At 74.2% G+C, this 12,933-nt stretch carries 10 protein-coding genes; 4 read left to right on the top strand and 6 right to left on the bottom strand.

Annotated elements, in window-relative coordinates; genetic code table 11:
* Positions 1-3: 3 nt before the first annotated feature.
* The 3 genes from ACWGN5_RS31440 to ACWGN5_RS31430 all read right to left on the bottom strand — a co-directional run bounded on the left by ACWGN5_RS31440 (position 4) and on the right by ACWGN5_RS31430 (position 3,651).
* Positions 4-2,454, bottom strand: coding sequence for a protein kinase domain-containing protein (locus ACWGN5_RS31440; RefSeq protein ID WP_453521493.1), 2,451 nt, complete (start codon positions 2,452-2,454; stop codon positions 4-6).
* A gap of 106 nt (positions 2,455-2,560) precedes the next feature.
* Positions 2,561-3,058 carry a transcription elongation factor GreA gene (greA, locus tag ACWGN5_RS31435; RefSeq protein ID WP_453521491.1) on the bottom strand — a complete coding sequence of 166 codons (498 nt, stop codon included), beginning with the start codon at positions 3,056-3,058 and terminating at the stop codon, positions 2,561-2,563.
* Positions 3,059-3,249: 191 nt separating this feature from the next.
* On the bottom strand, positions 3,250-3,651 hold the full coding sequence (locus tag ACWGN5_RS31430; protein WP_453521489.1) for a DUF4307 domain-containing protein: 402 nt from the start codon (positions 3,649-3,651) through the stop codon (positions 3,250-3,252).
* A gap of 99 nt (positions 3,652-3,750) precedes the next feature.
* On the opposite strand from ACWGN5_RS31430, the gene mca reads away from it, so the two are divergent.
* Together mca and ACWGN5_RS31420 are read left to right on the top strand one after the other, a co-directional pair.
* Entirely contained in the window at positions 3,751-4,632 is an 882-nt protein-coding gene (gene mca, locus ACWGN5_RS31425; RefSeq protein ID WP_453521486.1) for a mycothiol conjugate amidase Mca, read from the top strand.
* Positions 4,625-4,864, top strand: coding sequence for a hypothetical protein (locus ACWGN5_RS31420; protein WP_453521483.1), 240 nt, complete (start codon positions 4,625-4,627; stop codon positions 4,862-4,864). The genes mca and ACWGN5_RS31420 overlap by 8 nt, the downstream gene beginning before the upstream one ends.
* Positions 4,865-5,239: 375 nt before the next feature.
* On the opposite strand, the gene ACWGN5_RS31415 is transcribed toward ACWGN5_RS31420, so the two are convergent.
* Entirely contained in the window at positions 5,240-8,737 is a 3,498-nt protein-coding gene (locus tag ACWGN5_RS31415) for a tetratricopeptide repeat protein (protein ID WP_453521480.1), read from the bottom strand.
* A gap of 110 nt (positions 8,738-8,847) precedes the next feature.
* Here ACWGN5_RS31415 and ACWGN5_RS31410 point away from each other — a divergent pair, with 110 nt between their 5' ends.
* The gene (locus tag ACWGN5_RS31410; protein WP_453521477.1) at positions 8,848-10,869 is read left to right on the top strand and encodes a thioredoxin domain-containing protein; all 2,022 of its coding nucleotides are present in this window, start codon (positions 8,848-8,850) and stop codon (positions 10,867-10,869) included.
* A 74-nt stretch (positions 10,870-10,943) separates the two neighbouring features.
* Here ACWGN5_RS31410 and ACWGN5_RS31405 read toward each other — a convergent pair whose 3' ends face one another.
* Both ACWGN5_RS31405 and ACWGN5_RS31400 read right to left on the bottom strand, forming a co-directional pair.
* A complete protein-coding gene (locus ACWGN5_RS31405; protein WP_453521474.1) occupies positions 10,944-11,351 on the bottom strand; it encodes a rodlin in 408 nt (135 codons plus the stop codon).
* 94 nt (positions 11,352-11,445) lie between these two features.
* Positions 11,446-12,486: an LCP family protein gene (locus ACWGN5_RS31400; RefSeq protein ID WP_453521472.1), complete on the bottom strand. Its 1,041-nt coding sequence runs from the start codon at positions 12,484-12,486 to the stop codon at positions 11,446-11,448.
* Between the two features lie 174 nt (positions 12,487-12,660).
* Between ACWGN5_RS31400 and ACWGN5_RS31395 the strand changes: the two genes are divergently transcribed.
* Positions 12,661-12,810: a hypothetical protein gene (locus ACWGN5_RS31395; RefSeq protein ID WP_453521470.1), complete on the top strand. Its 150-nt coding sequence runs from the start codon at positions 12,661-12,663 to the stop codon at positions 12,808-12,810.
* The last annotated feature ends 123 nt before the right edge of the window (positions 12,811-12,933 follow it).

Here is a 12,933-nt window from a genome sequence, read left to right as displayed (position 1 = left end):
GGACTACTCCTCGGGCAGGGCGACGGACGCGACGACCCCGGTGTCGTACACGACATGGGCGACGCCGCCGAGCGGCAGGACCACCGGCGGCCGGACCTCCCGGTCCAGGTAGGTGCCGTTCACACGGTCGTACGGGTCCTTGGCGCGGGGCCCGGGAGCGCCCGGCACCGGCACGAGGCGCTCCTTGCCGGGCGTGCCGCCGCTGCCGAGCGGCACCACGTGCAGGGCCGAGAAGTCGGCGAACAGGACCGAGTTCCCGGCGATCAGCGGATCGGAGACGAGCTGCTGCTTCCCGTCGGCGCCGGTGAGCGGGGGAATCGGGTAGTGGCCGAGGGCCTTGCCCTTGACCGGGTCGAGGACGTACACGCCCTCGGGCGCGCTCGTGTTGCCCCAGTCGGCCCAGCTCATCGGGCCCCGGTCGAGGACGACGGCGGCGCGGGGGGACAGGGCGGTCGGCCAGGCACCCGACGCGGCGACGTCGGCCGGCAGCGCGAGCGGGCCGCCGCCCACGGGGGCGAGCGTCGCCGCGTCCAGGCGGTACAGCACGAGCTCGGCCGCGTTCGTCGCCTCGGTGGGGGCGCAGTACGCGTACCGGCCCTGGAGGTGGAGGCTGTCGCACCCCTTGGCCTCGGACGGCACCTGGCCGCGCTGCTGGCCGGTCTTCGCGTCGAACGCCACGAAACCGGCGTCGCTGAGCGCGTACACGAGGCCGTTCGCGTAGGCGACGGGCTCGAAGTCGCGGAAGAACCCGCGCGCCAGGTCGGCGTTGGTGAGGGACTTGGACCACAGCTCGCGGCCGTCGGCCAGGGCGAAGGCCGTCATCCGGCCGCTGGTCTCGTCACCGGTCGGGACGAAGACCGTGCCGTCGCCCACGATCGGCCGCGTGCGCATCTTGGCCCGGCCGGTGCTCTTCTTCTCCCAGCGCACCGCGCCGCCGCGGGCCTCCCGGACCTGGACGCGCTCACCGGAGAGCAGGACGACGGAGCCGTCGTGGACGGCGGGCACGGCCGTGTCGCCCGCGATGAAGAATCCGCCGGTGGGCCCGATGAAACTCATGTCGTCACGGGGGTCCGCCACCAGGTCCGCGGTCCACAGCCGCTTCCCGTTCGCCGGGTCGAGGGCCTCGTACCGCCCGTCCGTCGTCCGGCACACCAGCGCCTTCTCCCCGGCCGAGCAGCCGAACGCGGGGGCGGTCAGCCGCGCCCGCCAGGGCTGCCAGCCGGCCGGGCGCTGGGCCGGGTTCTGCGCGACGAAGCCCGAGGCGTCGGCGGGCCCGCGGTCGCTCACGCCGGGGATACGGGGTCCGGCGGCCTTCGCGGGCGCCCGGGGCGGCTCCGGATCGGGCCACAGGACGTACGCGCCGAGGCCACCGGCGGCGACGGCGAGCGCGAGGACGGCCGCGAGCAGCCGCCTCCGCCGCTTCCGGGACGGCGCGGGGGCGGGAACGGCGGGCGGCGCCACGGGCGCGAGCGTCGGTACGGAGTGCAGCCCGGGGACCGTCGGGGTCACCACGGGCCCGGACGGAGCGGGCGCGGCCTCCAGGAGCGGCCCGCCGGAGGCGACGAGCTGGGCGAGCTCCCTGCCGTACGCGCCGATGTGGTCCCGTACGCCCTCCGGCCACGGGAAGACCTTCGCGGCCCCCGTGCCGAGCAGCCCGACGAGCGCCTCCGGCGTGGGCCGGTCCGCCGGGTCCACGGCCAGGCAGGCGGCGACGGTCCCGCGCAGCTCCTCCGGGACGCGGGACAGGTCGGCCTCGGCCTGCGAGACGCGGTACAGGACGGCGGCCAGGGGCCCGTCGCCGAAGGGATCCTCGCCGGTCGCCGCGTAACAGAGGAGCGAGCCCAGGCAGAACACGTCGGAGGCGGCCGTGACCCGGCGGGCGCCGGCCACGTGCTCCGGGGACATGAACGACGGGGTGCCGACCATCAGGCCGGTCGCCGTCATGGTGGTGGCGGTGCTGCTGCGGGCGATGCCGAAGTCGATCAGCCGGGGGCCGTCGACGGAGAGCATGACGTTGCCGGGCTTGAGGTCCCGGTGCAGGACCCCGGCCCGGTGCAGATCGGACAGGGCCCTGGCGACGTCCGCGCCGAGCGCCCGGACGGCGGCGACGGGCAGCGGGCCGCCGCGACGCACGGCCTGCGAGAGGCTGGGCCCGGGGACGTACGCGGTGGCCAGCCAGGGCACCTCGGCGTCGGCGTCACCACCGACGGGCGCGGCGGCGTAGCGGCTGTCGACGAGCGAGGCCACGCGGATCTCCCGCCGGAAACGGTCCCGGAAGGCCGGATCCCCGACGACATCGCGCCGCACGGTCTTGAGCGCGACGAAACCGCCGTCCTCGGCACCCGCGGCGTCCCGGGCGAGAAACACCTCGCCCATGCCACCGGCGCCGAGCCGCGCGAGCACCTCGTACGACCCGATCCGGCGCGGCGCCCCCTCGCGCAACGGTCCCAGCACTTGGTCCTCCCCCGGTGACGCAACGTCAGAACCGCATCATTGCATGTGCATGCAACACGAAGGGCCGGCCCCCGTGGGGCCGGCCCTTCGCTCAAGGACGCGCGTCTCAGCCGGTGTACGGCTTCGCGTTGAGGATCTTCACCGTGGCCTTCTTGCCGTTCGGCAGCTCGTACTCGGCGTCCTCGCCGACCTTCTTGCCGTTGACGCCGACGCCGAGCGGCGACTGCGGAGAGTAGGTGTCGATGTCCTCGCTCGCGTACTCGCGGGAGGCGAGCAGGAAGGTCATCGTGTCGTCCTCGTCGCCGTCGAAGGCGATCGTGACCACCATGCCGGGCGCGACGACGCCCTCCTCCGCCGGCGCCTCGCCGACCTTGGCGTGCTCCAGGAGCTGGGTGAGCTGGCGGACCCGGAGCTCCTGCTTGCCCTGCTCCTCCTTGGCCGCGTGGTACCCGCCGTTCTCGCGCAGGTCGCCCTCTTCGCGCGCCGCGGCGATCTTGGCGGCGATCTCGGTACGCGCGGGACCAGTCAGGTACTCAAGCTCGTCCTTGAGCTTGGTGTACGCCTCCTGGGTGAGCCAGGTGACGTTGTCGCTGGTCTGGGTCACGGGTGCTCCTCGTAGGTACTGGGAATACAAAGCATCGCCCTACACGGGAAAGCGGTGCTAATCCCGGGCGGGCGAAACCACGAGCCTAACAATGAGTGGCGAAAAGCGGGAGGACATAAACCATAAAGATGGCGTCACCCCAGGTCACCGTGGTGACTCGCCGGGACTCGACACCCCGTCCCTACCCACCGCTACCGGGCCGTACACCCGATGAGCTCGGCGCTCGTCGCGCGGGCGGTCGTACGGAGCGAGAAGACGCGGTCGACCCGGCCGGCGGCGTCGTCGACGCGGACGTCCTTGCGGGCCACCTCGGCGCCGTCCTCGGAGCGGGAGCGCAGCGTGCAGACGCCCTTGACGCCCTCGTCCTTGCGGATCTCCAGGTGCACCTGGACCTCTTCGGCGCTCACCACGTCGAACTTGATCATCTCGGCGCTGATCTTGCTGTCGACGACGTAGTACCAGCCGAACCAGCCCAGGAGCCCGAGGAACAGGACTCCGAGCACCGCTCCGGTGATCCTGAGCTTGCGGTCGGCCCGCTCATCCGCGGAGCGCCCGTAGCGCCCCTCGGGCAGCTGCTCTCGCACCGCGCTCATGGGGGGATCCTCTCGAAGCCGGGGGTGCCGGAATTTTCACTCCCCCGATTCCGTCACTATAGAGACCACGCTCCGCGTCGAATCACTGAGGATCGAGTCTTGACTGAGCAGCTGCGACTGATGGCCGTTCACGCCCACCCCGACGACGAGTCGAGCAAGGGTGCGGCCACGATGGCCAAGTACGTGTCCGAGGGGGTGGACGTCCTGGTCGTGACGTGCACGGGCGGCGAGCGCGGCTCGGTCCTGAACCCCAAGCTTCAGGGCGACCCCTACATCGAGGCGAACATCCACGAGGTGCGCCGCAAGGAGATGGACGAGGCCCGCGAGATCCTCGGCGTCTCGCAGGAATGGCTCGGCTTCGTCGACTCGGGGCTGCCCGAGGGCGACCCGCTGCCGCCGCTGCCCGAGGGCTGCTTCGCCCTGGAGGACGTGGACACGGCGGCCGGGGCCCTGGTCCGCAAGATCCGCTCCTTCCGTCCGCAGGTCGTCACGACCTACGACGAGAACGGCGGGTACCCGCACCCCGACCACATCATGACCCACAAGATCACGATGGTGGCCTTCGACGGCGCGGCCGACGCCGAGAAGTACCCGGAGGCCGAGTTCGGCCCGGTCTGGCAGCCGCTGAAGCTCTACTACAACCAGGGCTTCAACCGCCCCCGCACCGAGGCCCTCCACGAGGCCCTGCTCGCGCGCGGCCTCGAGTCGCCGTACGGGGACTGGCTGAAGCGCTGGGACGAGTTCGGCGGCAAGGCGCGCAACCTCACCACGCACGTCCCCTGCGCGGACTTCTTCGAGATCCGCGACAAGGCCCTGATCGCCCACCGCACCCAGATCGACCCCGACGGCGGCTGGTTCCGGGTCCCGATGGAGATCCAGAAGGAGGTCTGGCCGACGGAGGAGTACGAGCTCAGCAAGGCGCTGGTCCCGACCTCCCTCCCCGAGGAAGATCTCTTCGCGGGCATCCGCGACAATGCCTGACATGAGCGCACACCTGGCACTGACCCAGCTTGTCCCCTTCGCCGCCGAAGAGCTGGACAAGAACAAGGTGACCCCCGGCGTCCTCGGCTTCGTCGTCTTCGCGGTCCTGGCCCTTGCGGTCTGGATGCTGATGAAGTCGATGAACCGCCACATGGGGAAGATCACCTTCGAGGAGGCCCCGGACCCGAAGGCCAAGCCTTCGGACACGGCGGCGCCGTCGCCGGGCAAGTAGCGGGGCGCACCCCCCCCGTGTGGGCAATCGTCCCGCAGGGCGGGACGGGTGGGGCCCGCGTCGCGCGGTGCCCCCCCCCGTGTGGGCAATCGTCCCGCAGGGCGGGACGGGTGGGCACACGGGACGGCGCCCTCTCGCGGCGCCTCCGCGTTCCGCGCCTGAACCCGCACCGCGACGGCGCCGCCACCGTGGGTGCGGGTCCAGGCGCGTAAGCCTCTGGCGCCGGCAAGGGCGCCGTCCGTTGTGCCCACCCGTTCCGCCCCGGCGGAACGCATGCCCACAACGGGCGGGGCGCCGTCCGGGCGGGTGGGCACCGCCCCTTGCGGAACGCCTGCCCACAACGGAGCGGCGGGCGCGCGCCCACAACGGAACGGCTCAGGGCGTCCCCAGGACCTCGCGGGCCGGGCGGGACGGGACCAGGCCCAGGTCCCAGGCCTGCCAGGGGGTCGTCGGGGCGATGCCCCGGTCCAGGAGCAGCCCGTGGGCCTCGGCGCAGTCGTCGACCCGAGGGTCACGCGCCGGATGCCGCTCCGCGGCCAGCGCCGCCAGCTCCTCGCGCGCCGACGCCGCCCCCGGCTCCGGCGTGCCCGGCGCCGCGTGCGGCAGCAGCCCGCACCGCAGCAGCCGGGCCCAGTCGGAACCCCGCCGGTCCCCGTACCCCTCGAACAGCGAGCGCGCCTCCTCGCACAGCGCGAGCGCCTGCGGGACCCGCCCGTTCCCGGCGTCGACGACCGCCAGCTCCAGGCAGGCCCACGCCTCCCCGTGCGGGACCCCGATCCGGCGGAAGTCCGCCCGCGCGTCCACGAGCAGCTGCCGGGCGAAGCCCGAGTTGCGCAGGTTCCCGGCCCGCGCCCCCTGCTGGTCCCGGGTGACCCGCCCCAGCTGGTGCCGGGCGCAGGCCAGCCCGTACAGGTCCCGCATCCGCGAGAACATCGACCGCGCCCGCCCCAGCTCCCGCACCGCCTCGTCCCGGTCGCCCCGCTCCTCCAGGGCCTGCCCCAGGTAGTACAGCGTCCAGGCCTCGCCGCGCGCGTCCTCCTGCTCACGGTGCCGCGCGAGCGCCCCGCGCAGCTCCTCCACCGCCGCCTCGGCCTCCCCGCCGGCGAGCCGCGTCCGGCCCAGCTGGGTCAGCGCCCAGGCCTCACCGCGCCCGTCGCGGACGCGCCCGTACGTCTCCAGGGCCCGCCGCAGTTCGCCGTCCGCGCCCGGCACGTCGCCCCGGAGCAGCAGCACCTGACCGCGCTGGAAGTGCGCCCACGCCTCGCCGTGCAGCGACTCGTGCTCCCGGTGCAGGGCGAGGGACCGGTCGAGCAGTGCCGTCGCCTCGGCCAGATCGCCCCGGTCCCGCTCCACCGCGGCGAGCGCGTGCAGCGTCCAGCCGCGGTCGGCGGCCAGGGACTCCGGCTCCTGGAGCGCGAGCGCCTCGCGCAGCCGCGCCGCGGCCTCCGTGAGCCGCCCCTGGTGGTGCAGGGTGATCCCGAGCGAGCAGAGCGCGAGCGCGGCGCCGGCGTCCTGGTGGGCCTCCTGGTAGAGGGAGACGACCGAGGTCAGCGTCTGGTGCGCCTTGTCGAGCTCGCCGAGCTGCCGGGCCGCGATGCCGGTCCGCCAGCGCACCGAACGGGTCAGCAGCCCCTGCCCGACGGACTCCGCCAGCTCGTTGATCTCACCGAGCCGGTACAGGTCGCCACGCAGCAGGCAGTAGTCGCAGAGCGCGCTGAGCAGCCCGAGGACGGTCTCCTGGTCGACGCCCTCCGCGTGCCGCAGGGCCGCCGTGATGAAGCTGGACTCCTCGTCGAGCCAGCCGAGCGCCGCCTCCAGGGAGCCGAAGCCGTGCCCGTCGAACCGGTCGGCCCGGGTGGACATCTTGCCGTCGACCATCCGGATCACCGCGTCGGCGAGCTCCGCGTGGTTCCGGATCAGCCGTTCCTGCGCCGCCGCGATCTCGGCCGTGTCCTCCTCGTCCAGGAGCCGTACGGAGGCGAAGCCGCGCACCACGTCGTGCAGCCGGTAGCGCTCCCCGCGCACGTGGTCGAGCAGCCCGGCCGCGGAGAGCTCCCGCAGCCGCCGGGCCGCCTCCGGCCCGCCGCCCCCGCCGAGCAGCGCGGCGGCCGCGGCGGCGCCGAGGGAGGCCCGCCCGGCCAGCGCGAGCCGCCGGAGCAGCTGCCGGGCGTCCTCGTCGAAGTCGAGGAAGTACCGTACGGACAGGGCGCGTTCGACGGGGTCGTCGCCCCAGCCCGGCCGGGCGAGCACATGGCCGACCTCGTCCATGGAGCGGCGCCCGAGCAGGGAGCCCACGACCCGAAGCGCCAGCGGCAGGCCGCCGCACAGCTCCCGTATCCGCTCGAAGGCCTCGGCGTCGTACGGACCGGGGTCGGGCGCGCCGGCCGCCGCCCGCAGCAGCTCCTCGGTGCCCGCCGCGTCGAGCGCGGCCACGGGCAGCGCGTGCACTCCGGCCGGTGCGTCCTCGCCGAGGTCCAGCGGCTCCCGGCAGGTCACGAGTACGAGACTGTCGGAGCGCTCGGGCAGCAGGGCCCGCACCTGGCCGGCGTCGGCGGCGTCGTCGAGGATCAGCACCACGGGCACGCCACTCAACTGCCGCTGGTACAACTCCGAGAGCCGCCGCACCTGTTGCTCGGCCGAGGCGCCCTCGCGGAAGAGCAGCCGGTCGCGCGGGGCGCCGAGCCGGTTGAGGAGGTGCAGCAGCGCCTCCCGGGTCGACACGGGCCGCTCGCCGCTCGCGGCGCCCCGTAGGTCGACGACGCAGGCCCCGCGGAACTGGTCGCGCAGCGCGTGCGCGGCCCGCACGGCGAGCGCGGTACGCCCGGAGCCGGGGGCGCCGTGCAGCAGCACCACGGTCGGCCGGGTGACGGCGGCGGCCCGCCCGGCCTGGACCCACCGGGTGATGGACGCCAGCTCTTCCCGCCGCCCGGCGAACACCCCACCGGGATCGGGCAGATGCCCGAAGGACCGCGCGAGCACGGCCCGCGCCCGAGCGGCAGCGCTGCGGTCCGCTCCGCGCAGGCCCCGCCTACCCGCACCGGCCTCGCCCCGGGGGCCTCCGCCCCCGCCGCCGCCGGTCACTCGGGCCTCCGCCGCTCCGGCACCCGCTTCCCAGCCCTCGGCCCGGCCCCGCCCGACCGCCCCGTCCGAAGCCCCGCCCGCCCGGTCCGCCGCTTCCGAAGCCCCGGCCCCGGCCCCGCCCCGCCGGGCTCCGGTCCCCGGTGCCCCGACTGCCGCCGCTCCGGCCGCGACCCGGGCGCTTCCCGCCTCGGGGGCTCCGCCGCCTCCAGCAAGGGCCGCGCCCGCGTCGGACCGCCCGGACGGACCCCCGTCCGCCCCGCCGCCTCCAGCAAGGGCCGCGCCCTCGTCGGACCGCCCGGACGGACCCCCGTCCGCCCCGCGTTCCACGGCAGTCCCCGCCGTCGCCCCGCGCTCCCGCTCCAGGAACGCCCGTATCCCCCGCGTCTCCAGGGCCGTGAGCCACGCCAGCCGGAGCTGCTCCACCCCACCCGCCCCGCCGCGCCCCGCCGTCGCGCGGAGTACCGTCGCCGCCGCGCCGGCAGCGGCGACCGCCGCGCCCGCGCCGAGCGCCGTCCCCACCGCCGTACCGAGCGCCAGGTCCGCGCCGAAGGCCGCCGCCGCGGCGACGCCCGTCACCAGGGCGGACCCGCCGAGCACAGGTCCAGGACGCCCCGCGCCCTCCACCGCCCGCGCGTACGCCGCGTACTCCTCCGCCGCCATCCCGGCCAGCTCCGCCCGCCCCCGCGCGAGCAGCGCCTCCGCGGCGGCCGGGGCGAGGCCGGAGGCCCGTACCTCCTCCGTCACGGCCCGTTCCAACAGCCGTTCGGCCTCGGCCCGGTGACTCTCCCGCATCTGCGTTCCCCCTCCGCGCGTGCCCGACGAATCCGGCCCAGTGTCCTGCGTCGCGCGCGTCGGCGCGAGAGAGCGGAGAAAGGAGGAGACCGCTGCGGCAGGATGGGGGCATGCCGAACCGACTGGCCCATGAGACCTCCCCGTACCTCCTGCAGCACGCCGACAACCCGGTCGACTGGTGGCCGTGGTCGGCCGAGGCCTTCGAGGAGGCCCGGCGCCGCGACGTCCCCGTGCTGCTCAGCGTCGGGTACAGCTCCTGCCACTGGTGCCACGTCATGGCGCACGAGTCCTTCGAGGACGACACCATCGCCGCACTGGTCAACGACGGCTTCGTCCCCGTCAAGGTCGACCGCGAGGAGCGCCCCGACGTCGACGCCGTCTACATGGAGGCCGTGCAGGCCGCGACCGGTCAGGGCGGCTGGCCGATGACGGTCTTCCTCACCCCGGACGCCGCGCCCTTCTACTTCGGTACGTACTTCCCGCCCGAGCCCCGCCACGGCATGCCGTCCTTCCCGGAGGTCCTGGAGGGCGTGAGGTCCGCCTGGGCCGACCGCCGGGGCGAGGTCGACGAGGTCGCGGACCGGATCGTGAAGGACCTGGCGGGCCGCTCCCTGGCCTACGGCGGCGACGGCGTCCCCGGCGAGGAGGAGCTCGCGGGCGCCCTCCTCGCGCTGACCCGCGAGTACGACGCGACCCGCGGCGGCTTCGGCGGCGCCCCCAAGTTCCCGCCGTCGATGGCCCTGGAGTTCCTGCTCCGCCACCACGCCCGTACGGGCTCCGAGGGCGCCCTCCAGATGGCCGCCGACACCTGCGAGGCGATGGCCCGCGGCGGCATCTACGACCAGCTCGGCGGCGGCTTCGCCCGCTACGCCGTGGACCGCGCCTGGGTCGTCCCGCACTTCGAGAAGATGCTGTACGACAACGCCCTGCTGTGCCGCGTCTACGCCCACCTGTGGAAGGCCACCGGCAGCGACCTGGCCCGCAGGATCGCCCTGGAGACCGCCGACTTCCTGGTCCGTGAGCTCCGCACCCCCGAGGGCGGCTTCGCCTCCGCGCTCGACGCCGACAGCGACGACGGCACCGGCAAGCACGTCGAGGGCGCGTACTACGTCTGGACGCCGGAGCAGCTGACGGCCGTCCTGGGGCCCGAGGACGCCGCCCTCGCCGCCGCCCACTACGGCGTCACCGAGGACGGCACCTTCGAGCACGGCAGCTCCGTCCTCCAGCTCCCGCAGCAGGCGGGCCCGGCCGATGCCGAGCGGATCGCGTCGATCGCGGCCCGGCTCCTCGCCGCCCGCGAGGAGCGCGAGCGCCCCGGCCGTGACGACAAGGTCGTCGCCGCCTGGAACGGCCTCGCGATCGCCGCCCTCGCCGAGACGGGCGCCCTCTTCGACCGCCCCGACCTGATCGAGCGCGCGACCGAGGCCGCCGACCTCCTCGTCCGCGTCCACATGGACGAGAACGCCCGTCTCACCCGGACCTCCAAGGACGGCCGGGCCGGCACCAACGCGGGCGTCCTGGAGGACTACGCCGACGTCGCCGAGGGCTTCCTCGCCCTCGCCGCCGTCACCGGCGAGGGCACCTGGCTGGAGTTCGCCGGCTTCCTCCTGGACCTCGTCCTCGACCGCTTCACCGCCGAGGGAGGCGCGCTCTACGACACGGCCCACGACGCCGAGGCCCTCATCCGGCGCCCCCAGGACCCGACGGACAACGCCGCCCCGTCCGGCTGGACCGCCGCCGCCGGAGCGCTCCTCTCGTACGCGGCGCACACCGGCTCCGAGGCCCACCGCGCCGCCGCCGAGGGCGCCCTCGGCGTGGTCAAGGCCCTCGGCCCGCGCGCGCCCCGCTTCATCGGCTGGGGCCTGGCCGTCGCCGAGGCCCTCCTCGACGGGCCCCGCGAGATCGCCGTCGTCGGCGACCCCGCCGACCCGGCGTTCCAGGAACTGCGCCGTACGGCCCTGGCGGCGACCACTCCCGGAGCGGTCCTCGCCACCGGAGCCCCCGGCGGCGAGGAGTTCCCGCTCCTGAAGGACCGGCCGCTGGTGGCCGGGTCACCCGCCGCGTACGTGTGCCGTCACTTCACCTGCGACGCGCCGGTCACCGACCCGGCCGAGCTGCGCCGGAAGCTCTGACCCCGGAACGGGGACGGCCCCGCGACCCCTCCGAGGAGGGGCGGCGGGGCCGCGCCGTGGCCTGGCGCCGTCGCTCAGCTGTTGCCGGCGCCGTTGCCGGAGAGCACCGGGATGTCGCTGAGGATGTGCGACAGCGGCTCGTCACCCTTGGCCTGGGTGGAGTTCTCGGTGCACTGCTGGTTCTGCGGGGACGACAGAACGTTGATGTCCTGGACGGTGATCGGGACGACGCCGAGGATCGAACCGGCGTTGACCTTGGCCGGCAGGCCGATGCAGGGCTTGTTCAGGGAGCCCTGGACGAGCGCGAACTGCGGGCTCATGTTGCCGTGGGTGGTGGAGTTGCCGAACTCCTGGTGCGCGCCGTTGCCGGACAGCGAGGTGGTGCCACCGTCGTCGGCGATCGCGAGCGCCTGACCGGCACCCGCCGCCGTCGCGCCGAGGACGGACGCGGCCACAGCAGCCGTCGCCAAGAGCTTCTTCATTGTTCAGGCCTTTCGGATCCTGGCCCGCTGAGTGCCGAGCCGTGCTGATCAACTGGTCGGAGGACCGGAGGTTGCGGGTAGTCCATCGGACGGACTACGGGCAGATGAGCGATGACCCCTTGTCCGGCTTGTACGTGGCGGCCGGGATCGCGCTGGGCGTGACGGCGGTGGCGGCGGGCAGCGGCCGGTCCTGGGCGAGGCGTCCGAAGACCTCCGCGGCCCCTTCCTCGTCCCAGCCGACCGTGGATCCGACGCCCTCGATGTCCGGGTTGAAGCCCCGGATGGGCACGGTCGCGAACTCCGTGCGCTCCGGGGGCAGGTCCTTCAGGTGCGCGGCGAGCGTCAGGAGTTCCGCCGTGGAGATCCCGCGCTCGGCCGCGGCCGTCCCGCGCAGGGTCGCCGCGAAGGCGCTGAGCAGCTCCGGGTCGCCGAGGATCCCGTCGTGGAGCCGGCGCAGGGTGTTCACGATGAACTTCTGCTGCTTGCGGATGCGGCCGAAGTCCATCTGACCGTCGGCCTTCCGGGACCGTACGTACTGGAGCGCCTCGCCGCCCGCGACCCGCTTGGTCCCGGGCTGGAGGTCGATGCCGGTGGACGGGTCCTTGAGCGGCTGCTCCGTACAGATGGGGACGCCGCCGTCGACGCGGTCGACGGTGTCCATGAAGCGCCGGAAGTCGATCTCCAGGTAGCGGTGGACGGGCAGTCCGGTCATGGACTCGACGGTCTCCACGGCGAATGCGGAACCGCCCTCCGCCCAGGCGTTGTTGATCTTCGCCGGGTGGGCGGCGTGCACCTTGCCGGTGCGCCGGTCGCGGTGCCCCTCCGGGAAGGAGGCGAGGGAGTCGCGCGGCATGCTCACGACGTCGACCCGGTCGTTCGCCGCCGAGACGTGCACGAGCATCATCACGTCGGTGCAGTCGCACTCCTTCCCGCCGAGGTGGAAGCGCTCCTTCTCCTCCGCGGTGAGCCCCTTGCGGCTGTCGACGCCGACGACCAGGAGGTTCAGCCCCTTCTCGGGGGCGGGGAGACCGGTGGGGGCGACGGCGAGGGCGCCGGGGGCGAGGGCGGCGAGGGCGGCGAGAGCGGCCGAGGCGAGCAGCGCACGCCGGGCTGACCGTGGACGCGGGAATTTCATGCCCGCACCGTATTTCGACCCGCTCGCACACAGGTACGCGACGCGACATGAACAGGACGAATCACTCTCCTGCTGCGCCTGTGTAATGATGCGGGAATCGCAGCGGAAGGAGCGAAAATGGCGCCGGATCCCGGAAAATGGGAACGGATGGCCTTCATTCCGAAGAGCCGATATGTGAGCGACCCGCCCCCGGCGGACTGCAATCCCATCCCCCTCTATTCCGCACTGGTCACCCAGTGGGTGCAGGCGGGGCGGGCGGTGCCGGGGATGCCCGACCGGGAGTGGGAGCGTCTGATGGCGACCCCGGTCTGGCCGACCTGGTAGCAGGGGGAACGGGGAAGACGAAAGGGGCCGCCCCGGAGGGCGGCCCCTGACGTGTGAACGTCGTCGTGCTCAGGCGGAACGTCAGTGGTTGCCGACGCCGTTGCCCGACAGGACCGGGATGTC

The sequence above is a fragment of the Streptomyces sp. NPDC055815 genome (genome assembly GCF_053616475.1).
This window is presented reverse-complemented; position numbering and strand designations above follow the sequence as displayed.